Source organism: Minwuia sp., assembly GCF_048007105.1.
Lineage (GTDB): Bacteria > Pseudomonadota > Alphaproteobacteria > Minwuiales > Minwuiaceae > Minwuia.
The window spans coordinates 2,243,556-2,265,931 of the sequence record NZ_CP180352.1; the positions used below are offsets into that span (position 1 = coordinate 2,243,556).

Consider the following 22,376-nt stretch of genomic DNA (forward strand, 5'->3'; position numbering starts at 1 on the left):
GGAAGGCGCTTGCGGCGGCCGCGTTCCGTCAATTGGTCGCACCCCGGAACCGTTCCGCCGGCCCCTGCGTAAACCGTCCGAAAAGCAAGAGGAGGAAACCATGATCGGGCGCATCATACTTCCCGTCGCAGCAGGTCTTCTGCTGGCTGCAGGGGCCGCTCACGCCGAGGGCGATCCGGTGGCGGGCGAGGATGTCTTCAAGAAGTGCAAGGTTTGCCACATGGTTGGCGACGGCGCCAAGAACCGCGTGGGACCGATGCTGAACGACGTCTTCGGCCGACAGGCGGGCGCACTGGACGGCTACCGCTACTCATCCGCGATGCAGAAGGCCGGCGAAGACGGCCTGGTCTGGTCGGAGGAAGCGATGATGGAATATCTCGAGAAGCCGCGCGACGTCGTAAAGGGTACGAAGATGGCGTTTCCCGGTCTGAAGAAGGAACAGGACCGGGCCGACGTGATCTCGTATCTGAAGCAGTTCACGAACTAGGCGCGGCTCGGGCGGCGAAGCGGGTTCCATGTCCCTGTCGCTTCTTGTCTTCATCGGTCTGAACGTGCTGGCGGCTTCGTCGGGTGCGCTGTTTCGGCCTGGCGGCTGGTACCGCGATCTCGACAAGCCGGCATGGCGGCCACCGGACTGGCTCTTCGGGCCGGTCTGGATGGTGCTGTACGGCATGATCGCCGTCTCCGGCTGGCTCGTGTGGCAGTCGGCGGGCTGGTCCGGCGCGCCGGAGGCGATTGCGGTCTACGGCGTTCAGCTGGTGCTGAACGCGCTCTGGTCTGCGGTGTTCTTCGGCATGCGACGGCCCGATCTGGCGCTGGCCGAGATCGTTCTGCTCTGGCTGTCGATCGTTGCGACCATCCTGCTGTTCCAGCCGTTCTCGCAGACCGCCGCCTGGCTGCTGGTCCCCTATCTGATCTGGGTCAGCTTTGCTGCCGTGCTGAACTTCAGCGTCTACCGCCGCAACCGGCCGTTCCGCATGGCCTGAGCGTTGGCCGGGCCGATTGTCACCCTGAAAGTCAAGTGGACTTGACACTTTTGGCGGACTACCCTTTCCGCATGTGCGCCGCATGCCGGCCCCCAGCGGGCCGCCGGCGAGACGAAGGGGGTCAGCTTGGCGACTGCGTTTCCGTTCTCGGCCATCGTTGGCCAGGAAGAGATGAAGCAGGCGCTTCTGGTGTCGGCGGTGGATCCCTCGGTCGGCGGCGTCCTCGTTTTCGGCGACCGCGGCACTGGCAAGTCGACAGCCGTCAGGGCGCTGGCCGCACTTCTGCCCGACATGCGGGTCGTCGACGGGTGCCGCTACGCCTGCGATCCGGACAAGCCTCTGGACCATTGCGAGGACGACTGCGCAGGACAGGTCTCGCGGGCCCGGCCGAAGGTTGCGCGCAAGCCCGTGCCGGTCATCGACCTTCCGCTTGGCGCGACCGAAGAGAGCGTGGTCGGCTCGCTCAATCTGGAGCGGGCGTTGTCCGACGGCGCCCGCGTCTTCGAACCCGGACTGCTGGCGCGGGCGAACCGCGGCTTTCTCTACATCGACGAGGTCAATCTGCTGGAAGATCATCTGGTCGACCTGCTGCTCGATGTCGCCGCCTCCGGCGAGAATGTCGTCGAACGTGAGGGCCTGAGCGTCCGGCATCCGGCGCAGTTCGTGCTGATCGGCAGCGGCAATCCGGAAGAGGGTGAACTCAGGCCGCAGTTGCTCGACCGGTTCGGCCTGTCCGTCGAGGTGACGACGCCGACCGACCTGAAGGCCCGCGTCGAGGTCATCCGACGCCGCGACGCTTTCGAGCGGGATCGCGAAGCGTATGCCGAGAGCTGGAAGAAGGCGGACGCGAAGATCCGCAACAGGATCGGCCGCGCACGCAAGAAGCTGCCATCGGTCGAAACGCCTGACAGCGCTCTGGAACTGGCTGCACGCATCTGCAGCGAGCTTGGCACCGACGGTCTGCGGGGCGAACTCACGCTGATCCGGGCGGCGCGCGCGCTGGCGGCGCTGAGCGGCAAGTCCGCCGTCGAAGAGGCGCATCTGAAGGCGATGGCACCGTCGGCGCTGCGTCACCGGCTCCGCCGTGATCCGCTGGACGATACCGGCTCCGGCGTCCGTGTCGAACGGGCGCTGGAGGCGGTCTTTGCCTGATGGGCCGGCCGGCCGCAGCCACCGATGCCGCGGCCCTTCCCTGGATTGCGCTCGAGGTTCTCGCCGTCGATCCGTCCGCGCTGGGCGGCGCGGTCATCAAGGGCATGCCCCATGAGATCCGCCGGCGCTGGCTGGCCTGTCTGAACGAGGTGATGTCCGAGGGTGCGCGCCTGATGCGCATGCCGGTGGGCATCACCGAGGATCGTCTGCTGGGCGGGCTCGACCTTTCGGCGACGCTGGCGCGCGGGCGCCCCGTCTTCCAGTCCGGCATTCTGGAGGAGGTGAGCGGCGGCCTGGTTCATGTCGGCATGGCTGAGCGGATCGAGCCAAGGCTTGCAGGACTTCTGGGCGCAGCCATGGACAATGGCCTCATTCCCGGGCCGGACGGCATTGCGCGGCCTGTATCCTTCGGTGTGATCGCCTTTGACGAAGGTGTCGGCGACGAGACCCCGCCGCCAGGCCTCAGCGACCGGCTCGGCCTCTGTCTGCATGGTGCCAACACAACGGTAGAGCCGCCTTGCGGCGTTGAGGAAATCCGTTCCCGCATCGATGACGCGCGGCGTCGCCAATCCGACATCGAGACACCCGCCGAACTGCCCGAAGTCCTGTCGGCTGTGGCGCTCTCTCTTGGCATCGAATCGCTGCGGGCGCCGATGCAGGCGTTGAAGGCGGCGCGCATCATTGCTGCGCTGGACGGGTCGAACGAGGTCGCGGACTTCCATGTGGCGCTGGCCGTTCAACTGGTGCTGGCCGGCCGCGCCACCCGGATGCCATCGGAAGAGGAGCCGGCCGAGCAGCCCGATGAACCGGAGATGCCGGAGGAGCCCGAGAGCGAGGATGCGAACGCCGAGGACGGGCAGGCGGTGCAGGACCGCCTGCTGGAATTGGTTGAGGCGATTCTGCCCGACGATCTGCTGCTCGCCCTGCGCTCCGGCGAAAGGCGGCGCAACGCGCAACGGCAGGGCAAGGCCGGCGCCTTCCGCAAGTCGGGACGCCGTGGGCGTCCTGTCGGCAGCCGCCGGGGCGACCCGCGCAGCGATGGCCGGCTCGACCTGATGGCGACGTTGCGGGCCGCCGCGCCCTGGCAGGCCTTGCGCCGCGGCCGAGATGCCGGGCCGGCGTTGCGGGTTCACATGGAAGATCTCCGCGTGAAGCGCTTCCGCGAACGCAGCGAGACCACGACCATCTTCGCCGTCGACGCTTCGGGCTCGGCGGCCGTGCACCGGCTGGCGGAGGCGAAGGGCGCTGTCGAGCGGCTGCTCGCCGACTGCTACATCCGGCGCGACAGGGTCGCGCTGATTGCCTTCCGCGGCGCTGTAGCCGACCTCGTGCTGCCGCCGACCGGTTCTCTGACACGGGCGAAACGGTTGCTGGCGACGGTGCCCGGCGGCGGCGGGACGCCTCTGGCCTCGGGCATCGAGGCGGCCACAGCTCTGGCCGTGAGCATTGAGAGCTCCGGCGCGACGCCGCTGATCGTGCTGCTTACCGATGGCCGGGCGAATATCGGCCGGGACGGCGCTCCCGGCCGGGCGCAGGCCGCCGAGGACGCCACGGCTGCCGCCCGCGTGCTGCGGGTGCGGGGCATCAGGTCGCTGTTGATCGACGTATCGCCGCGGCCGCGAACCGAGGCGAGCCGTCTTGCCGCCGAGATGGGGGCCGACTACCTGCCGCTGCCCTACGCGGATCCGGCCCGTCTCGACATGGCCATCCGGAATGCGGCCCAGCCTGCCGGAAAGGCGGCCTGATCGTGTTGCGCGCACCTGCCATCTGCGGCGCGGACGGCCGGGCGGACCCCGATGCGCCGGACTGGAGCCGTGACGGAAAGGACTGGCCGAACGCCGCGGCAAGCCGTTTCGTCGAGGCGGGTGGCATCCGCTGGCATGTGCAGGTGGCCGGCGATGGGCCGGTCCTGCTGCTGGTCCATGGCACCGGCGCGGCGACGCATTCCTGGCGCGATCTGCTGCCCTTGCTGACGCCGCATTTCACCGTGATTGCGCCCGACCTTCCGGGCCACGGCTTTTCGCAGCGTCTCAGGCGGCGGAGCGTCACTGTCGAAGGAATCGGCGAGGCGCTGGGCGCACTGCTCGTTCAACTGGATATGCAGCCCGAGATTGCGCTGGGCCATTCGGCCGGCGCCGCCATTCTGGCTGCCATGGCGATCGACAGCCGGATCGAGCCACGACTGCTTGTCAGTGTGAATGGCGCGCTGATGCCATTCCAGGGGCTCGCCGGTTTCACCTTCTCGCCGGTGGCGCGTCTGCTCAGCGCCACTTCGCTTGCGCCGCGCCTGTTTGCCTGGGGCGCCGCCGATCCGGCTGCCGTCCGCCGGCTGATCGAACGGATGGGCTCGCAGATCGACCGTGAAGGTCTGGTTCTCTACACGCGCCTGCTCCGCCGGAGCGGACACGTCGCTGGCGCGGTGGACATGATGGCCGGATGGGATCTCGAGCGGCTGGCCCGCGCGCTGCCATCCCTGAAGCCGAAGCTGGTCCTTGTGGCCGGCAGCCGCGACACGGCTGTGCCGCCACGTGACGCGGAACGGATCCGCGAAAGGGTGCCAGGCTCAGAGCTGGAGAAGCTCGACGGGCTGGGACATCTCGCCCACGAGGAGCGGCCCGACGCGGTCGCCGGAATCGTGCTGCGCCATGCCCGAATCGGCGACGCCGGAGGCGGGGGATAACGGGATGCGCATGCCGGCCGATCATCCGCTTCGTTTCGAACTCAACGACGAGGTTCATGCGCGGCCGCCGGAACCGCTGGAAGCGCCGCTCCGGATGTCCTACCTGGCGATCATGGGCGAGCGCGCCCGCCGGGACCGCGACATCGCCCCCCTGATCGATCTGGCCGAGCGTTTCAAGATCGCCCCGCCGGGCGCAAACCAGAACCACTTCCGCGCCGATTTCGGGCCGTTCCGTCTCAAGTGGGAACGGCATACGGAGTTCGCCCGCTTCACCTTCATGGCGCCGGGTGGAGAGGACGATCCGTTCGGCGGCACGGCGATCTCGAAAGTGCCGGAGGACTGGCTGGCTGGGCTGGAAGGTGAGGTGGTCGTGGCCGCGCATGCCGCCGTACTGAAGACCCGCTCCAGTGCACCGGATCCGGAAGAAATCTCGAAGAAGCATTTCGCCGGCAATGTCCTGATCGGCTCGGCGGTGGCCGACGGCGCCGGGGTGGCGCTGACCGATTTCCGCATCCGCGGCGACGGCTTCAGTCGGCTGCTGGTGCTGAACAAGAGCATGAGTGAGAACCAGACCGGACGAACGCTGCAGCGGCTCTTCGAGATCGATACCTACCGCGTCATGGCGCTACTGGCGCTGCCGCAGGCGCGCGTCGCCTCGCCCTTTCTCGACGAATGCGAGACCGAACTCGCAAAGATCACGCGGACGCTGTCGGCTGCGAACGAACGGGACGAGACGCTGCTGCTCGACCGGCTGACGCGGCTGGACGCGGAGCTTGAGAACCGCAACTCGCAGAACCACTACAGGTTCGCAGCGGCTGCGGCCTACCACGCGCTGGTGAAGCGGCGTATCGCCGAGCTTCGCGAAACCCGAATCCGTGGCCTGCAGACCTTCCAGGAATTCACCGAACGGCGGCTGGAGCCGGCCATGAACACCTGCGAGACGGTCGCCAACCGGCAGGAATCGCTGTCTCAGCGCGTCGCCCGGACCACGCATCTGCTTTCGACCCGCGTCGATATCAATCACGAGCGGCAGAACCAGGCTCTGCTGGAATCCATGAACCGGCGCGCCAAGATGCAGTTGCGCCTGCAGGAGACGGTCGAGGCTCTTTCCGTCGCAGCCGTGACCTACTACGCGGTCGGGCTGGTTGGCTATGCCGCCAAGGGCGCTGAGGAACTGGGCGTCGGTCTCGATCCGGCGCTCGTCATGGCGGTCAGCATCCCGATCGTGGCGCTGCTGGTCATCCGCAGCCTGCGCCGGGCGCGGAAGCTGCTGAAGGTCGACGACGACTGACGCCAACGCTTCCCGATTGTCTTTCAATTCAAATTACACATAGACTGTCAGACTATGTTGACAGTTGCTGACAGAAGGTCGGACTCGAGGGAGCTGGACAGGCGCCCGCATGCCGTCGTGATCGGCAGCGGTTTTGGCGGGCTGGCAGCGGCGGTTCGGCTGGGCGCACGGGGATACCGCGTGACAGTGCTGGAAAAGCTCGATCAGCCCGGCGGACGGGCGCGAGTCTTTCGCCAGGACGGGTTCACCTTCGACGCCGGTCCGACCATCGTCACGGCGCCATTCCTGTTCGAGGAACTCTGGCAACTCTGCGGCCGGCGGCTGGCCGACGATGTCACCCTTGTGCCGACCGATCCCTTCTACCGCATCCGCTTCGATGACGGCGAAAGCTTCAACTACAACGGCGATCCGGAGGCCATGCGCCGGGAGATCACGCGGCTCGCGCCGGACGATGTCTCCGGCTACGAGAAGTTCATGCGCCGCAGCGAGGACATCTTCCGCATCGGCTTCGAGGAGCTGGGCGACGTCCCCTTCGGCAGCATCGGCGACATGCTGCGCATTCTGCCCGACCTCGTCCGGCTGGGCGGACACCGGACGGTGCACGACATGGTCGCGCGCTATTTCCGTGACGAGCGGTTGCGCACGGTCTTCAGCTTCCATCCGCTGCTCATCGGCGGAAACCCGTTCTCCGTCACCGCCGTCTACTGCCTGATCGCCTGGCTGGAACGTCGGTACGGTGTGCATTTCACCATGGGCGGCACGAACCGGCTGGTCGCCGGTCTCGCTGGCCTGATCGAAGGACAGGGGAATGCGGTTCGCTGCAACGCAGACGTTGCGTCGATCATGGTCGAGGGCGGACGGGCCCGTGGTGTGACGCTGGCTTCGGGCGAGCGGATCGACGCCGATATCGTCGTCTCCAATGCCGACCCGACCTGGACCTACCGGCGTCTGGTGCCGCCACAGGCGCGGCGGCGCTGGTCGGACCGCAGGATCGAGCGCGCTCGGTATTCGATGAGTCTCTTCGTCTGGTATTTCGGCACCAACCGCCGCTACGACGATGTGGACCACCACACCATCATTCTCGGACCGCGATACCGTGAACTGCTGAAGGACATCTTCGACCGAAAGGTGCTGGCGGAGGATTTCAGCCTCTATCTCCACCGGCCGACGGCGACGGATCCGTCCCTCGCCCCGGACGGCTGCGATGCCTTCTACGTGCTTTCGCCCGTGCCGCATCTGGCCAGCGGCACGGACTGGCAGGCGACGGCGGAAACCTACCGCCAGGCGATCCAGCGGCATCTGGAGAATACAGTTCTTCCCGGGCTGGGCGACGCGGTGCTCACATCGCGGCTGCTGACGCCGGTCGACTTCCGCGACGATCTGAACTCGACCCTCGGCGCGGCCTTCGGCCTGGAGCCGGTGCTGACCCAGAGCGCGTGGTTCCGGCCGCACAACGAGAGCGAGGATATTGACGGACTGTATCTGGTCGGCGCGGGAACGCATCCCGGGGCCGGCCTGCCCGGCGTGCTGTCGACGGCGCGCGTGCTCGACAGGGTGGTGCCCGATGCCGACGCCCTTGTCCGGTAGAACCCATGCCAGCGACGCGGACCGCGCCGCTTGCCGGCGCGCCATCCGGCATGGCTCGAAGACCTTCTTCGCCGCGTCGCTGCTGCTGCCGCGCCGCGTGCGGGAACCGGCCTATTCGCTTTATGCCTTCTGCCGCCTCTCCGACGACAAGGTCGATCTCGAAGAAGGGGGCGCAGACGCGATCCGGGCGCTGGAGAAGCGGCTGGACCTGGCCTATCGCGGCAATCCGGCGGACGACCCGGTCGATCGCGCCTTCGCCGATACGGTGACCCGCCACACGATCCCGCAGGCGTTGCCCGCCGCACTGATCGACGGGCTGCGATGGGATACCGAAGACCGTCGCTACGAGACGCTGGAAGACCTGCAGGGTTACGCCGCGCGGGTTGCGGCCGCGGTCGGCACGATGATGACGCTGCTGATGGGCGACCGCCGTCCCGATGTGCTGGCCCGGGCCTGCGATCTGGGCGTCGCCATGCAGCTGACCAACATCGCCCGCGATGTCGGCGAAGATGCCCGTCAGGGACGTCTCTACCTGCCGCGAAGCTGGATGCGGGAGGCAGGTATCGATCCCGATGCCTGGCTGGCTGACCCGGTGCACAGTCCGGCCCTGTCGCTCGTGGTCGAACGGCTGCTGGCGGCGGCCGACCGGCTTTACCGGCGGGCGGGCGATGGCATCGCCGCGCTGCCGCCGGACTGCCGGCCCGCGATCAACGCGGCGCGGGTGCTCTATGCCGCCATCGGCCGCGAGGTGGAACGGGCCGGCCTCGATTCCGTCAGTGCCCGCGTCTATGTCACCGGCCGCCGGAAACTGATGCTGCTGGCCGGCGCCGTCGCCGCGACGCCGCTGTCGAGGCCGCGAAGCGTGGAGCCGGCCTTGCCCGAGACCCAGTTCCTGCTCGACGCGGTCCGCGCCGATCCCCGGCTCGCCCTGCCTGCCGAGCCTGCCTGGTGGGATGTAGAGAAGCAGGTCGGCCATGTCGTCGACCTGTTCGAGCGGCTGGAGCAGCGCCGGGACGCGGGGCGCGCCTGAGCCACGGAGGAAGGGTGATCCCCGATGCAGTCGAACTGGATCATCATTGCGGAGATCCTGATCTTCAGCGGCATCGCGCTGGGCTTCGCTTTCCGCGAGGTCTGGAAGCACAAGCAGTACAAGAAGCAGAAGGCGCTGGAGGCCGAACGCGACGGCGACGGCAACTAGCGCCGGGTTCGGGGCATCCGGAAGGGCAGCATGGGCCAGACCCAGCCGGCCCTGAGCCGATCGCCGTCGAGCGTCTCGTGCACACCGTCGGCGTCCTCGCCGTAGAGGCGGCTCCGGATCAGCGTGCGTGCGTAGAAGGGCGCGTCCTCCAGCCGGCGCAGAACCTGCGGTGTTGACCCGGCTTCGGCGCGCGTGCGGCGGCGAACGCGCCAGAGCGTGGCCGGCAGATCGGCCAGTGGCGGCGCTTCGAGCCGGGTGACCTCGCCCTTGCCGTCGAAACCCAGCGCGAGCCCCTGCGCCGGCGTCCCGCGCGGTTCGGTGTCGTAGTGGATGACGGTCCCGTGGGCGGTGCTGTGGCGCGACCAGTCCCAGCGTGCGAAGTCCTGCTCCAGCGGGGCGTCGCCCGCATTGCAATCGAAATAACCATGTCCCTGCCAGCGCATTACGGGGGCATCGAGATCGACCTCGATCCGTGCGACCGGCGCGACGGGCCACCAGGCGTGCCGTCCGTCCGGATGAATGGCGTAGGGACCGGCGGTGACCGCCTCCGGAATCAGGCGCACCTGGCCCCTGATGCGCCGAGGCAGGGGAACGGCACGTTCGTCGATGTCGATCGTCAGCGCGTCGCCTTCGAACGTCATCGAACTCGGCCCGATGGCAATGTGGTCCGAAGCCGTGGTCAGCGCGCGCTCGGGGCGTTCGGTCATCGACCAGCGCGCGGCGTCGTTGCCGTAGAGCGCCACGTTCAGGGCGACGTGGTTGCGGGGCCGGTTGCGGCCGCTCCAGCAGTAGTAGGGCGAGAAGACCGAACCGATGAAGGCGATCAGGGTGATCGCGTTCTTTCCGTCGTCGCTGACCCCGTCGACATACCACCAGGCATAGCCGCCCGGCGGGACCGGGGCGTCGAAGCGGGGGTGTCCGCGATCAGACAGGAGGCGGCGTGACGGCCCGACATGGCCGCCATCGGTACGCCCGGCCCCGGATGAATGCTGCCACCCGCCAGGTAGAGACCCGGAATTCGCGTCCGGTTGCCCGGACGCTGGAACGCCGCCTGCCAACCGTGCAGCGCCCGTCCGTAGAGGGCCCCGCCCGTTGCCGGAAACCGCGCCGCGAAGCTGGCCGGCGTCGCCAGCGCTGGCGGATCCGATCCCGGCGAAACCTGAATTCCGTAGGCGGCTGCGCGTTGCAGCAGTGCTGTCATCCATGACCCGGCCTCCGTGGGTACGCCGCCGCCCAGTCCTGCAGGCGCATTGACGAGAAAGAAGAGGCGCTCCGGACCGTCTGGCGGCGGCGTATCGTCGCCGCGGTCCTGCGCGCAGATGTAAATTGTCGGGTTCCTCGGCATCCGGCCGCTCCGGAACACGTCGTCGAACTCGGCGCGATAGTGGTCCGAGAACAGCACCGTGTGCCGGTCCGGCTTCAGCCCCGATACCCGACCGGTCATCGACAGGGTGACCGCGGATTGCGACGGGGCGGCCTGCTGATCCGATGTCAGGGCTCCGGCAACATCCGGCCCCAGCCGGCCGCCTTTCAGCGCCATGATGTCCCCGTTGAAGATGGCGGCGCCCGCTTCGATCCGCTCGCCTTCCGCCGTGACCACCGCCCGGACGCCGCCTGGACCGCATTCGATCCGCTCCGCTGCCGTGCCGAAGCGGAAAACCGCACCGAGGCTGGCGGCCGCCTCGGCCACGGCGTCCGCCAGCGCCTGCATGCCGCCGTCGACCAGCCACACGCCACGTTGTTCGGCATGGGCGACAAGCATCAGCGTGGCCGGCGCTTCGAAAGGCGACGCGCCGCAATAGGTGGCATAGCGGCCGAAGAGCTGCCGAAGCCGCTCGTCCCTGAAATAGCGGCCGAGCGCATCCCACATGCTGCCCATCGTGCGGACCCGGCCCAGCAGGCTCATCCCGCGCAGCCCCGCGCCCTGGAGCATCTGCGCCATGCCCGGTTCGGGCCGTCTCATGAAGGGCCGGTCGAGGGTCTCGAAGAGGCGCCGGGAATCGTCGAGAAACCTCAGATAGCCGCGGGACTCGGCGCGGCCGGCGAAGCGGCCGATCGCATCCGCCGAAGCCGCCGGCTCCTGAAACAGATCCAGCGTTTCGCCGCCGGGCCAGACATGCCGGGCGAGCCGTGTCGCCGGCCGGGCCTTGACCGCGGCATCGAAATCCAGACCTGCCTCGGAAAACAGGGCATCGAAGACCGGCTTCAGCGTGAACACCGTCGGACCGCAATCGATCCGCGCGTCGCCGACACCGGCCTGGGCAATCTTGCCCCCAGGCCGGTCGGCTGTTTCCAGCACCAGAACCGGCCGCCCTGCGACGGCGAGATCCAGGGCCGCGGCCAGGCCGGCGATCCCTGCTCCGATGATGACCGTCGGATGCTCCGCCATGGGCGCTCCGGGAAAAGCTCGTTGACAGCCAAAAGACGACTGTCCAGACTAATTGACACTATATAGCGACAGGAAAATCTTACAAATCCTGTCCGTGCCGTGGGAGGCCCGAATGGATGCCATGATGCGGATCGAGCAGATGCTGGATACAGCGCTCCAACGCGGTGAGGTCCCCGGCGCGCCACCCCGGCTGGCTGCCGCGATGCGCTACGCGGTCTTTCCCGCCGGCCACCGGATTCGCCCGAAGCTCTGTCTCGCCGTCGCGGCTGCCTGCGGCGACGATGCGCCCAATCTCACCGACGCGGCAGCCTCGGCCATCGAGTTCCTGCACTGCGCCTCGCTGATCCATGACGATCTGCCCTGTTTCGACGATGCCGACCTCCGGCGCGGAAAGGCGGCGGTGCACAAGGAATTCGGCGAACCCCTGGCAGTTCTTGCCGGCGATGCCCTGATTGTCGCCGCCTTTGAGGTGCTGGCCGAGGAAGCCCGGCAGCATCCGGACCGGCTGGCGCCGCTGACGCTGATCATCGCCCGTTCTGTCGGCATGCCGCACGGCATCGCCGCTGGTCAGGCCTGGGAGAGCGAGGAAAGCGCCGTCCTCATCGACTATCAGCGGGCGAAGACGGGTTCATTGTTCGCGGCGGCCACAGTCGCCGGGGCAACGGCTGCGGGGGCCGGAGATTCCGCCGCGTGGCACCGTCTGGGCGGCTGCATTGGCGAGGCCTATCAGGTGGCCGACGACATTCGCGACGCGGCGGCGACGCCCGAGGAGATCGGAAAGCCGGTCGGCCAGGATACGGCCCATGACCGGCCCAGCGCCGCGCTGGAACTGGGCATTGGCGGCGCTGTGAAGCGGCTGAAGGCGCTGGTGGCCGAGGCGACCGATACCATTCCCGATTGCCCCGGCCGCGGCATGCTCGAGAAGCTGATCATGGCCGAGGCCAGCCGCTTCCTGCCGAAGGAACTGGCCCGCCGCATCGCCGCCTGAGGCGGTGTGCCGCTCATGCCGCTCTCGCTGAGAGACCGGCTGCAGGGCTGGCGAGACCGCCTGCTGGCCGACCGCGGATTTCAGCGGTTTGCTGCACTTTTCCCGCTGACACGGCCGGTTGCGACCGCCGAGGCGGCCGCTCTCTTCGATCTCTGCGCCGGCTTCGTCTACAGCCAGATCCTGTTCGCATGCGTGCGCCTGGACATCTTCCGCGCACTGGAGGCCGGACCGATGCAGCCGGTGCGCCTGGCGCAGCGAATCGGACTCGCGCCGGAGGAAACAGTGCGGCTGGTGCGGGCTGCCGAGTCGCTCCGGCTGCTGGAGATGCGGCGGGACGGCCGGGTCGGCCTTGGACGCCGCGGCGCCGCGCTGCTCGCAAACCCGGTCGTCGCCGCGATGGTCGAGCACCACGCCCTGCTGTACCGCGATCTGGCCGATCCGGTCGCGCTGCTGAAGGGGGAGGCTGACGACACCCTGCTCCGGTCCTATTGGCCCTATGCGCATACGGACCAACCTGCCGAGCTCGATCCGGCCGCGATCGACGCCTACACCCGCCTGATGGCGGCGTCCCAGAGCGGTGTCGCCGAAGAGGTGCTCGACGTCTATCCAATGCGCGGGCCGACCAGCCTTGTGGATGTCGGCGGCGGTGACGGGAGCTTCCTGGAGGCGGTCGCCGCACGTCATGGGGAACTTGCGCTGGCGCTGTTCGACCTTCCGCCGGTCGCCGAGATTGCCCGCGCTCGTCTCAAGGAACGGGGCCTGGAAGACCGCATCGAGGTCCATGGCGGCGATTTCCTGAACGACCGGCTGCCCGCCGGCGCCGACGTCTACAGCCTGATCCGGATCCTGCTGGATCACCCGGACGACCGCGTCCTGCGAATCCTTGCCGCGATCCGGCGGGCGATTCCCCCGCACGGCGTCCTTCTGATTGCGGAACCGTTATCCGGAATCGATCCGGGCAGCCGTGTCGCCGACGCCTATTTCGGATTCTACCTCAGGGCGATGGGGCAGGGGCGCACCCGTTCGCTGGCGGAAATCTCCGCTCTTCTGGCGGGTGCGGGCTTCCGGGAACCTCGCGTTCTGGCGGCAAAGCGGCCGGTTCTGACGCGAGTCGTCGTCGCTCGTCCGCAGTCTTCCGCTTAAATGTAAGTCAGACTTGACGCATAGTAATGTCACGATAGACTTACATACATTGACGGTCTTGCCGGCCGTCAGGGCCACACCAGAGAGGGGGGCCGCAGTGCAGACGCTAGCCGTCGTTTTGGAAGAGCCGGAGAAGCTTGATCTCAGGCCACTTGACCTCACCGAGCCGCAGGACGGCGACGTGGTGGTCGATATCGACTGGAGCGGCATCAGCACCGGCACCGAACGGCTTCTCTGGTCTGGCCGCATGCCCTCGTTTCCCGGTCTCGGTTATCCCCTGGTTCCCGGTTACGAATTTGTTGGCCGCATCACGGGCGCCGGCTCCGGCGCAACGGCGCGCATCGGCGATTTCGTCTTTGTCCCCGGCGCGGCCTGCTTCGGCGAGGTCCGCGGCCTGTTCGGCGGTGCGGCTTCCCGGCTGATCGTCAACGGCGACCGCGCCCTGCCCATCCCGGAGCGGCTGGGCGAGGAAGGCTGTCTGATGGCGCTTGCCGCGACCGCCTATCACGCCATCGCTGTCGAAGGTGCGGCCCTGCCGCAGCTGATCGTCGGTCACGGCGTACTCGGCCGCCTGATGGCGCGCCTGGCGATGGCGCTGGGCGGCGAGGCTCCCACCGTCTGGGAGAACGATCCGCGCCGGCGCTCCGGTTCAACCGGTTACCCCGTCGTGGCGCCGGAAGACGATGCGCAGGCCGGCTATCGCTGTGTCTGCGACGTCAGCGGTGACTCCGCGGTGCTCGACACCCTGATCGCCCGTCTGGGCAAGGGTGGCGAGATCGTACTCGCCGGCTTCTACGGCGCGCCGCTCAGCTTCGCATTTCCGCCGGCCTTCATGCGCGAGGCCCGCATCCGCATCGCCGCCGAATGGCAGCCCGCCGACCTGATCGCCGTGCGCGAACTGGTCGAGGACGGGCGGCTCAGTCTCGACGGTGTCATCACCCACCGCAGTCCCGCACGGCTCGCTGCCGACGCCTACCGGACAGCGTTCGGCGAACCTGACTGCCTCAAAATGATCCTGGATTGGAGGGACGCACGATGAACGCCCCCTATGACCGCCCGATTGCCGACAGCCCCGAGGCCTATGCCGAGGATCTGCGCGCCGAAGCCTCGATCGAGCCCGACACCATAGAAGTCGTGCCGGCGAAGAAGGAAACGCAGATCATCGCCATCTACGGCAAGGGCGGTATCGGCAAGAGCTTCACCCTCGCGAACCTCAGCTACATGATGGCCCAGCAGGGCAAGAAGGTATTGCTGATCGGCTGCGATCCGAAGTCGGACACCACCTCGCTGCTGTTCGGCGGCAAGGCCTGCCCGACCATCATCGAAACCTCGACGAAGAAGAAGCTGGCCGGCGAGGAAGTCCAGATCGGCGATGTCTGCTTCAAGCGCGATGGCGTCTATGGCATGGAGCTCGGCGGGCCCGAAGTCGGGCGCGGCTGCGGCGGCCGGGGCATCATCCACGGCTTCGAGCTGCTGGAGAAACTGGGCTTCCACGACTGGGGCTTCGACTACGTCCTGCTCGACTTCCTGGGCGATGTGGTCTGCGGCGGCTTCGGCCTGCCGATCGCCCGCGACATGTGCCAGAAGGTGATCATCGTCGGGTCGAACGATCTGCAGTCCCTCTATGTCGCCAACAATGTCTGCTCGGCGGTCGAGTACTTCCGCAAGCTTGGCGGCAATGTCGGCGTCGCCGGCATGGTGGTGAACAAGGATGATGGCACCGGTGAGGCCGCGGCCTTCGCTGAATCCGTCGGGATCCCGGTCCTTTCGGCGATCCCCGCCAACGAGGATATCCGCCGCAAGAGCGCGAATTACCAGATTGTCGGCATTCCCGGCGGCGAATGGGGCCCGATGTTCGAGCAATTGGCCGAGCAGGTGGCCATCGCACCGCCGCTGCAGCCGGCGCCTCTGGACCAGGACGGTCTGCTGAACCTGTTCGACGGCGACGATGTTGGCCGCAACGTCGTACTGGAGCCTGCGACCGTCGAGGACATGTGCGGCAAGGCCGCCGTCGAGAAGCCTTCTCTGGAGGTCTTCTATGACAACGTCTGATCTCCGAACCGGCCGGAGCTGAGGCAATGGATCTGGTGACCGACAGAACCGCGGAAGAACCGGCCGCCGACACGGCGCCCGACCAGCGCGACGGTCTGGGCTGTCACGGCGGCAAGGCGGAGATGCAGAAGGCCGCTCGCGAAGCCGGCAAGTCCGAGGTCCTCGACCGCTACGCAGAGGACTATCCGACGGGTCCGCACGACCAGCCCCAGAGCATGTGCCCGGCCTTCGGTTCGCTCCGCGTCGGCCTCAGGATGCGCCGCACGGCGACCGTGCTTTCGGGCTCGGCCTGCTGCGTCTACGGCCTGACATTCACCTCGCACTTCTACGGCGCGCGCCGCACCGTCGGCTATGTGCCCTTCAATTCGGAGACGCTCGTCACCGGCAAGCTTTTCGAGGACATCCGCGAAGCGGTCTTCGACCTGGCCGATCCGGAGAAGTACGACGCCGTCGTCGTCACCAATCTCTGCGTGCCGACCGCGTCCGGCGTGCCGCTGCGGCTGTTGCCGAAGTCGATCAACGGCGTGCGCATCATCGGCATTGACGTGCCGGGCTTCGGCATTCCGACCCATGCCGAGGCCAAGGACGTTCTCGCCGGGGCGATGCTGAACTACGCACGCACCGAGGCCGAGGAAGGCCCGGTCCAGGCGCCGCGCCAGGGCCGAAGCGACCGGCCGACCGTGACCCTGGTCGGCGAGATGTTCCCGGCCGATCCGGTGGTGATCGGTCAGATGCTGCAGCCAATGGGACTGGCCGCGGGCCCGACCGTCCCGACGCGGGAATGGCGGGAACTCTATCAGGCGCTGGACTGCGCCGTGGTCGCCGGCATCCATCCCTTCTACACCGCATCCTTCCGCGAGTTCGAAGCCGCCGGCCGGCCGATCGTCGGATCCGCTCCGGTGGGCCGCGACGGTACCGCGGACTGGCTCGACGCCATCGGCGAGGCCGCCAATGTCCCGGCCGAGAAGGTCGGGCAGACCAAGAACGCCATGCTGGGCGCCATTTCCGGCGCGCTGGCCGGTGCGCCGATCAAGGGCCGGATCACCCTGTCGGGCTATGAAGGGTCCGAATTGCTGGTCGCGCGCCTTCTGGTCGAGAGCGGCGCCGATGTCCGTTATTGCGGCACCGCCTGTCCGAAGACGAAGCTCTCCGAGGCCGACCGCGAATGGCTGGAGGCGAAGGGCGTCCGTGTGCAGTACCGCGCCTCGCTCGAGCAGGATCTGGCCGCGGTCGACGAGTTCGAGCCCGATCTCGCCATCGGCACGACGCCGATCGTGCAGAAGGCCAAGGAACGCTCGATTCCCGCGCTCTACTTCACCAACCTGATCTCCGCCCGTCCGCTGATGGGGCCGGCGGGCGCCGGTTCGCTGGGCCAGGTCGTCAACGCCGCAATCGCCAACAAGTCCCGGTTCGAGACCATGACCGCCTTCTTCGAGGGCGTCGGCCATGGCGACACCGCCGGGGTCTGGGAAGACCGCCGAAGGCGCCGAAGCCGCGGAAGAAGCGCGCAGCGACCAATGACATGCACGTGCCGGTAGGAGGGGACTGATGCTGGTTCTCGATCATGACCGCGCCGGCGGCTACTGGGGTTCGGTCTACGTCTTCACAGCGATCAAGGGCCTGCAGGTGGTCATCGATGGCCCGGTCGGCTGCGAGAACCTGCCGGTCACCTCGGTCCTGCATTACACCGACGGATTGCCGCCGCACGAACTGCCCATCGTCGTTTCCGGTCTCTCGGAAGAGGAACTGGGCCAGAGCGGCACCGAGGGCGCGCTGAAGCGGGCGCACGGGACGCTCGACCCGGATCAGCCGAGCGTGGTCGTCACCGGTTCCATCGCCGAGATGATCGGCGGCGGCGTGACCCCGGAAGGCACCGGCCTGATGCGCTTCCTCCCCCGGACCATCGACGAGGACCAGTGGCAGAGCGCCAACCGCGCCATGTACTGGCTCTGGACCGAGTTCGGCGCCAAGCGCGGCAAGATGCCGAAGCCGAAGAAGCGGAAGGAAGGCGACAAGCCGCGGGTCAACATCATCGGCCCCTGCTACGGCACCTTCAACATGCCCTCGGACCTGGCCGAGATCCGTCGTCTGGTCGAGGGCATCGGCGCCGAGATCAACATGGTCTTCCCGCTGGGTTCGCATCTCGACGATGTCGGTCGCCTGGTGGACGCGGATGTGAACATCTGCATGTACCGCGAGTTCGGACGTCTGCTCTGCGAGAATCTGGACAAGCCCTATCTGCAGGCCCCGGTCGGCCTGCATTCGACGACCAGTTTCCTGCGCAGCCTCGGCGAGCTGCTGGATCTCGATCCCGAGCCCTTCATCGAGCGCGAGAAGCACACCACCATCAAGCCGCTCTGGGACCTCTGGCGGTCGGTGACCCAGGATTTCTTCGGCACGGCAAGCTTCGGCATCGTCGCCAACGAGACCCACACACGCGGCATCCGAAATTTCCTGGAAGACGAGCTGGGGCTGCCCTGCAACTTCGCCGTCTCCCGATGCGCCGGCGAGAAGACCCGCAACGACGAGGTCCGCGAGGCGATCCATACCAATCCGCCGCTGGTTCTGTTCGGCAGCTACAACGAACGCATGTACCTGGCCGAGTGCGGCGGCAAGGGCGTCTACATCCCTGCCTCCTTCCCCGGCGCCATCATCCGCCGGCACACCGGCACGCCCTTCATGGGCTACGCGGGTGCAACCTACATCGTCCAGGAAGTCTGCAACGCGCTGTTCGACGCGCTGTTCCACATCCTGCCGCTGGCGACCGACATGGACGCCGTGGATGCGACGCCGGCGCGCCTGCACGAGGCGCTGAGCTGGGACGACGACGCCCGCGAGGCGCTCAACGACATGGTCGAGGCCGAACCCGTTCTGGTCCGGATCTCCGCAGCGAAACGGCTGCGGGATGCGGCGGAGCGGGCGGCGCGCGACGCTGGCGAGGACCGCGTGACGGCCGCAAGGCTGCACGGCGCCCACCGCCTGGCCAGGGGGCAAGCGGCATGACGCAACAAGGCCGCAGCAATCACCGTCTCACAGGAGGGGACAGATGAGTATCACCTTCGACACACGCCCGCAGCGGCGTCAGTCCGAGAAGATCGAGTACCGGCTGCTTTACGCGGCGACGTTCTCGGTCTGCCTGATCGGCGCGACCGCCTCGCGGCTCGCGCCCGGCGGGCGGCAGGCCTACGCGCCCGCCGACGGCCGGCGCCGGTCGGTCTTCGGGGATGCCCGCGCGGCTGCCGACAGGATCGTGCCGTTCGCCTTCATGGCCTGACGGCGCAGACGAACATGGCCGGCCCCAGGGCCGGTCCAGAGATCCGCTTCGTCCATGTGACGGGGCGGTCCCGGCCGCGGGGTACCGCGGCGAGGGCCCTCGGGCCTGTAAAGTGGAGGGCGAAGCCATGGCAAACGGCTCGCAAAGACAGGGATCGTTGTCCGGCCTGACCGACGACGAAGCCCGGGAGTTCCATGACATATTCATGAGAAGCTTCATCATCTTCACGGTTGTCGCGATCATCGCGCACATCCTCGTCTGGATCTGGCGGCCCTGGCTGCCGTCCGAAGGCGGCTACTCGTCGATCGAGGGCGCCGTGAAGACCGTGGCCGCACAGGCCGTGACTCTGTTCAGCTAGGAGGGCATGAGACATGTGGAAAATATGGCTCCTGTTCGATCCGAGACGGGCTCTGGTGGCACTGTTCATCTTCCTGTTCGTGCTCGCGATCTTCATTCACTTCATCCTGCTCGGCACCGACCGCTTCAACTGGATCGAAGGCGCTTCCATGAGCGAGGCCTCTTCGATCACGGAGCTGGCGCCGGACACAACAAGACTGGGCTGAGCCCGGAAGGGGCCGGCGGCGGACCGGCAGTCTAGCCAGTTCCGCCGCCAGGCTGCCCCGGTAACGGACACCTGTCAGGGAGTACGCGGCCCGCACGGCTGCGCCGGAGGAATATTGCGATGGCGATGCTGAGATTCGAGAAGAAGTATCGTGTGAGGGGCGGGACGCTCGTCGGCGGAGATCTGTTCGATTTCTGGGTCGGGCCGTTCTTCGTCGGGTTTTTCGGAGTAGTGGGCGCGTTCTTCACCCTGCTGGGTATCGCGCTGATCCTCTACGACGTGGCCCACGGCCCCACCTGGAACATCTGGCGGATCAATGTTGCGCCGCCTGATATCAGCTACGGACTGGCACTGGCGCCGCTGCTGGAGGGCGGCGCATGGCAGTTGATCACGGTCTGCGCCATCGGTTCCTTCGTCTGCTGGGCACTGCGGGAGGTCGAGATCTGCCGCAAGCTGGGCATCGGCTATCACGTGCCCATCGCGTTCGGCTTCGCCATCTTCGCCTATGTGTCGCTGGTGGTGATCCGGCCGCTGCTCCTTGGGGCCTGGGGACACGGATTCCCCTACGGGATCATCAGTCACCTCGACTGGGTTTCCAACGTCGGCTACCAGTACCTCCACTTCCACTACAACCCCGCGCACATGATCGCCGTGAGCTTCTTCTTCACGACGTGTCTGGCGCTGGCCCTGCACGGGTCCCTGGTGCTCTCGGCGGTCAATCCGCAGGAAGGCGAGACGGTACGCTCGCCCGAGCACGAGGACACCTTCTTCCGCGACACCATCGGCTATTCCATCGGCACGCTCGGCGTCCATCGCCTTGGCCTGTTCCTGGCTCTCGCAGCGGTCTTCTTCAGCGCCGTCTGCATCCTGATCAGCGGCCCGTTCTGGACCCGCGGCTGGCCCGAGTGGTGGAACTGGTGGCTGAATCTGCCGGTCTGGTCCTGAGTTCCGGGGGGAAACAATGGCTGAATTTCAGAACATCTTCACGCAAATACAGGTCCGCGGCCCTGCCGAAACCGGCGTCCCGCTGCCTGCAGGCAACTGGTCCCGCGACGGCACGCCAGGCTTCAGCCGGCTGCTGGGGATCTTCGGCAACGCCCAGATCGGCCCGATCTATCTCGGCAGTCTGGGGCTTGCCTCGCTGATCTGCGGCTTCATCGCGATCGAGATCATCGGTCTCAACATGATGGCGTCTGTCGGCTGGGACCCGATCGAGTTCGTCCGCCAGCTGCCCTGGCTGGCCCTCGAGCCGCCCGGCCCGGAACACGGCCTGTCGATACCACCGCTCGCGGAGGGCGGCTGGTGGCTTATGGCCGGCTTCTTCCTGACCACGTCGATCCTGCTGTGGTGGGCGCGCATGTATCGCCGCGCGGTCCAGCTCGGCATGGGCACGCACGTGGCCTGGGCCTTCGCCGCCGCCATCTGGCTCTATCTGGTGCTGGGCTTCATCCGGCCGGTGCTGATGGGCAGCTGGGCGGAAGCGGTGCCGTTCGGCATCTTCCCGCATCTCGACTGGACCGCGGCATTCTCGATCCGGTACGGCAACCTCTTCTACAACCCGTTCCACATGCTCTCGATCGCCTTCCTGTACGGCTCGGCCCTGCTGTTCGCCATGCACGGGGCGACCATCCTGGCCGTCAGCCGCTTTGGCGGCGACCGCGAGATCGAGCAGATCGTGGACCGCGGGACGGCCTCCGAACGCGGCGCGCTGTTCTGGCGCTGGACCATGGGCTTCAACGCCTCGATGGAATCCATCCACCGCTGGGCCTGGTGGTTCGCCGTCCTCTGCCCGCTGACCGGCGGCATCGGCATCCTGCTGACCGGCACCGTGGTCGACAACTGGTACCTCTGGGGCATCAAGCACGGTATCGCGCCGCCCTATCCTGACCTGATGCCGGCGGCATCGGATCCGGCTCTGACCGCGGGAGGCTCGCAATGAACTTCACCCTGAAGATCTGCGCCGCGCTCGGCGTGGTGGCGCTGGTCACACTGGCGCTCACTTCCTTCGAGTTCCCGCCCATGGATTCCGAGCAGTACGGCATGCGCGGCGTCGGCATGGTCGAGATCAACAACCCCGAGAGCGAGGCGCCGAAACAGGCCCGTCTGGCGAACATCCCGGACGTCGGCCCGCCGATGGAGCCGGACGGTCCCAAGGTCGGCGAGATCTACGAGAACATCCAGGTTCTCGGCGATCTGACCGACGGCGAGTTCATCCGCCTGATGCTGGCGATCACCCAGTGGGTGTCGCCGGACCAGGGCTGTGCCTACTGCCACAACGAGGACAATCTGGCCGACGACAGCGTCTACACCAAGATCGTGGCGCGTCAGATGATCCAGATGACCCGCGACATCAACGCCAACTGGAAGGACCATGTCGGCGCAACCGGGGTCACCTGCTACAGCTGCCACGGCGGCCAACCGGTGCCGGCGAATGTCTGGTTCACAAATCCTGGACCGAAGGCGGCGCGCGGCATGGCGGCGCGCAGCGGCGGACAGAACATCGCCGGGATCGGTACGACGTCGATGCACTACGATCCGTTCGGTCCCCTGCTCAAGGATGACGGTGAGGTTCGCGTCGCCGCGACGGCCCCGTTGCCGACGGGCAAGGGCGGAGCATCGATCCAGGCGACCGAGCAGACCTACTCGCTGATGGTACACATGTCCGAGGCGCTGGGCGTCAACTGCGGCTACTGCCACAACAGCCGCGCCTTCTCGGACTGGTCGCAGAGCCGGCCGCAGCGGATCACGGCCTGGCACGGCATCAACATGGTCCAGGCGCTGAACAACACACATCTCGAGCCGCTCACGGGTACCTTCCCGCCCGAAAGGCTCGGCCCGGGCGGCGACGTGGCCAAGGTCAACTGTGCGACCTGCCACCAGGGTGTTTTCAAGCCGCTCTACGGCGAGGCGATGGCAGAAGGCTTCCCTTCCCTTCAGGAGTAAGGCCACCGGCGCCCCATCCGGGGCGTCACCATCTCTTCCCCATGGGCCCGCACCGGAAACGGTCGGGCCCCTTTTTTTGTCTGCAATAACCTCAGGGTTCGGCGACCTGCCAAGCGGCCTGCAGCGTGAAG

23 protein-coding genes are annotated in these 22,376 nt (G+C 67.4%); 21 read left to right on the forward strand and 2 right to left on the reverse strand.

Going from position 1 to position 22,376, the window contains the following annotated elements; all coding sequences use genetic code 11:
- Positions 1 to 100 precede the first annotated feature (100 nt).
- From ACMVY4_RS10895 to ACMVY4_RS10935, 9 genes are all read left to right on the forward strand, one after another.
- Complete coding sequence (locus ACMVY4_RS10895; protein WP_416900171.1) at positions 101 to 487, forward strand: c-type cytochrome; 387 nt, start codon at positions 101 to 103, stop codon at positions 485 to 487.
- A gap of 28 nt (positions 488 to 515) precedes the next feature.
- On the forward strand, positions 516 to 986 hold the full coding sequence (locus ACMVY4_RS10900; protein WP_416900172.1) for a TspO/MBR family protein: 471 nt from the start codon (positions 516 to 518) through the stop codon (positions 984 to 986).
- 126 nt (positions 987 to 1,112) lie between these two features.
- On the forward strand, positions 1,113 to 2,138 hold the full coding sequence (gene bchI, locus ACMVY4_RS10905) for a magnesium chelatase ATPase subunit I (RefSeq protein ID WP_416900173.1): 1,026 nt from the start codon (positions 1,113 to 1,115) through the stop codon (positions 2,136 to 2,138).
- Positions 2,138 to 3,883: a magnesium chelatase subunit D gene (locus ACMVY4_RS10910; protein ID WP_416900174.1), complete on the forward strand. Its 1,746-nt coding sequence runs from the start codon at positions 2,138 to 2,140 to the stop codon at positions 3,881 to 3,883. Before bchI ends, ACMVY4_RS10910 begins: the two co-directional genes overlap by 1 nt.
- A 2-nt stretch (positions 3,884 to 3,885) precedes the next feature.
- Positions 3,886 to 4,818, forward strand: a complete 933-nt coding sequence (bchO, locus tag ACMVY4_RS10915) for an alpha/beta fold hydrolase BchO (RefSeq protein ID WP_416900175.1) — start codon at positions 3,886 to 3,888, stop codon at positions 4,816 to 4,818.
- A gap of 4 nt (positions 4,819 to 4,822) precedes the next feature.
- Positions 4,823 to 6,109 carry a DUF3422 family protein gene (locus ACMVY4_RS10920; RefSeq protein WP_416900176.1) on the forward strand — a complete coding sequence of 429 codons (1,287 nt, stop codon included), beginning with the start codon at positions 4,823 to 4,825 and terminating at the stop codon, positions 6,107 to 6,109.
- Positions 6,110 to 6,163: 54 nt separating this feature from the next.
- A complete protein-coding gene (locus ACMVY4_RS10925; protein WP_416900177.1) occupies positions 6,164 to 7,696 on the forward strand; it encodes a phytoene desaturase in 1,533 nt (510 codons plus the stop codon).
- The gene (locus tag ACMVY4_RS10930; protein ID WP_416900178.1) at positions 7,674 to 8,726 is read left to right on the forward strand and encodes a phytoene/squalene synthase family protein; all 1,053 of its coding nucleotides are present in this window, start codon (positions 7,674 to 7,676) and stop codon (positions 8,724 to 8,726) included. Before ACMVY4_RS10925 ends, ACMVY4_RS10930 begins: the two co-directional genes overlap by 23 nt.
- Before the next feature lie 24 nt (positions 8,727 to 8,750).
- Positions 8,751 to 8,894, forward strand: coding sequence for a hypothetical protein (locus ACMVY4_RS10935; RefSeq protein ID WP_416900179.1), 144 nt, complete (start codon positions 8,751 to 8,753; stop codon positions 8,892 to 8,894).
- Here the strand turns inward: ACMVY4_RS10935 and ACMVY4_RS10940 are convergent.
- A complete protein-coding gene (locus tag ACMVY4_RS10940; protein WP_416900180.1) occupies positions 8,891 to 9,637 on the reverse strand; it encodes a carotenoid 1,2-hydratase in 747 nt (248 codons plus the stop codon). The genes ACMVY4_RS10935 and ACMVY4_RS10940 overlap by 4 nt on opposite strands.
- 80 nt (positions 9,638 to 9,717) lie before the next feature.
- A complete protein-coding gene (crtD, locus tag ACMVY4_RS10945) occupies positions 9,718 to 11,283 on the reverse strand; it encodes a 1-hydroxycarotenoid 3,4-desaturase CrtD (protein WP_416900181.1) in 1,566 nt (521 codons plus the stop codon).
- Between the two features lie 112 nt (positions 11,284 to 11,395).
- Here crtD and ACMVY4_RS10950 point away from each other — a divergent pair, with 112 nt between their 5' ends.
- The 12 genes from ACMVY4_RS10950 to pufC all read left to right on the forward strand — a co-directional run bounded on the left by ACMVY4_RS10950 (position 11,396) and on the right by pufC (position 22,245).
- Positions 11,396 to 12,271, forward strand: coding sequence for a polyprenyl synthetase family protein (locus tag ACMVY4_RS10950; protein ID WP_416900182.1), 876 nt, complete (start codon positions 11,396 to 11,398; stop codon positions 12,269 to 12,271).
- Positions 12,272 to 12,286: 15 nt separating this feature from the next.
- Positions 12,287 to 13,414 carry a methyltransferase gene (locus ACMVY4_RS10955; RefSeq protein WP_416900298.1) on the forward strand — a complete coding sequence of 376 codons (1,128 nt, stop codon included), beginning with the start codon at positions 12,287 to 12,289 and terminating at the stop codon, positions 13,412 to 13,414.
- 97 nt (positions 13,415 to 13,511) lie between these two features.
- Positions 13,512 to 14,453 (forward strand): chlorophyll synthesis pathway protein BchC, encoded by a 942-nt coding sequence (bchC, locus tag ACMVY4_RS10960; protein ID WP_416900183.1) that lies wholly within the window; start codon positions 13,512 to 13,514, stop codon positions 14,451 to 14,453.
- Positions 14,450 to 15,466, forward strand: coding sequence for a chlorophyllide a reductase iron protein subunit X (locus ACMVY4_RS10965; protein ID WP_416900184.1), 1,017 nt, complete (start codon positions 14,450 to 14,452; stop codon positions 15,464 to 15,466). The genes bchC and ACMVY4_RS10965 overlap by 4 nt, the downstream gene beginning before the upstream one ends.
- Positions 15,467 to 15,492: 26 nt before the next feature.
- A complete protein-coding gene (gene bchY, locus ACMVY4_RS10970; protein WP_416900185.1) occupies positions 15,493 to 17,004 on the forward strand; it encodes a chlorophyllide a reductase subunit Y in 1,512 nt (503 codons plus the stop codon).
- A gap of 10 nt (positions 17,005 to 17,014) precedes the next feature.
- The gene (gene bchZ / locus ACMVY4_RS10975; protein ID WP_416900186.1) at positions 17,015 to 18,469 is read left to right on the forward strand and encodes a chlorophyllide a reductase subunit Z; all 1,455 of its coding nucleotides are present in this window, start codon (positions 17,015 to 17,017) and stop codon (positions 18,467 to 18,469) included.
- A gap of 43 nt (positions 18,470 to 18,512) precedes the next feature.
- Positions 18,513 to 18,740 carry a hypothetical protein gene (locus ACMVY4_RS10980; protein ID WP_416900187.1) on the forward strand — a complete coding sequence of 76 codons (228 nt, stop codon included), beginning with the start codon at positions 18,513 to 18,515 and terminating at the stop codon, positions 18,738 to 18,740.
- Positions 18,741 to 18,867: 127 nt separating this feature from the next.
- Positions 18,868 to 19,098, forward strand: coding sequence for a light-harvesting antenna LH1, beta subunit (gene pufB / locus ACMVY4_RS10985; RefSeq protein ID WP_416900188.1), 231 nt, complete (start codon positions 18,868 to 18,870; stop codon positions 19,096 to 19,098).
- Between the two features lie 13 nt (positions 19,099 to 19,111).
- On the forward strand, positions 19,112 to 19,303 hold the full coding sequence (gene pufA, locus ACMVY4_RS10990; protein WP_416900189.1) for a light-harvesting antenna LH1, alpha subunit: 192 nt from the start codon (positions 19,112 to 19,114) through the stop codon (positions 19,301 to 19,303).
- Between the two features lie 119 nt (positions 19,304 to 19,422).
- Entirely contained in the window at positions 19,423 to 20,247 is an 825-nt protein-coding gene (gene pufL, locus ACMVY4_RS10995; protein WP_416900190.1) for a photosynthetic reaction center subunit L, read from the forward strand.
- A 16-nt stretch (positions 20,248 to 20,263) separates the two neighbouring features.
- Positions 20,264 to 21,241, forward strand: coding sequence for a photosynthetic reaction center subunit M (gene pufM, locus ACMVY4_RS11000; RefSeq protein ID WP_416900191.1), 978 nt, complete (start codon positions 20,264 to 20,266; stop codon positions 21,239 to 21,241).
- Positions 21,238 to 22,245, forward strand: a complete 1,008-nt coding sequence (pufC, locus tag ACMVY4_RS11005; protein WP_416900192.1) for a photosynthetic reaction center cytochrome PufC — start codon at positions 21,238 to 21,240, stop codon at positions 22,243 to 22,245. The genes pufM and pufC overlap by 4 nt, the downstream gene beginning before the upstream one ends.
- Positions 22,246 to 22,376 lie beyond the last annotated feature (131 nt).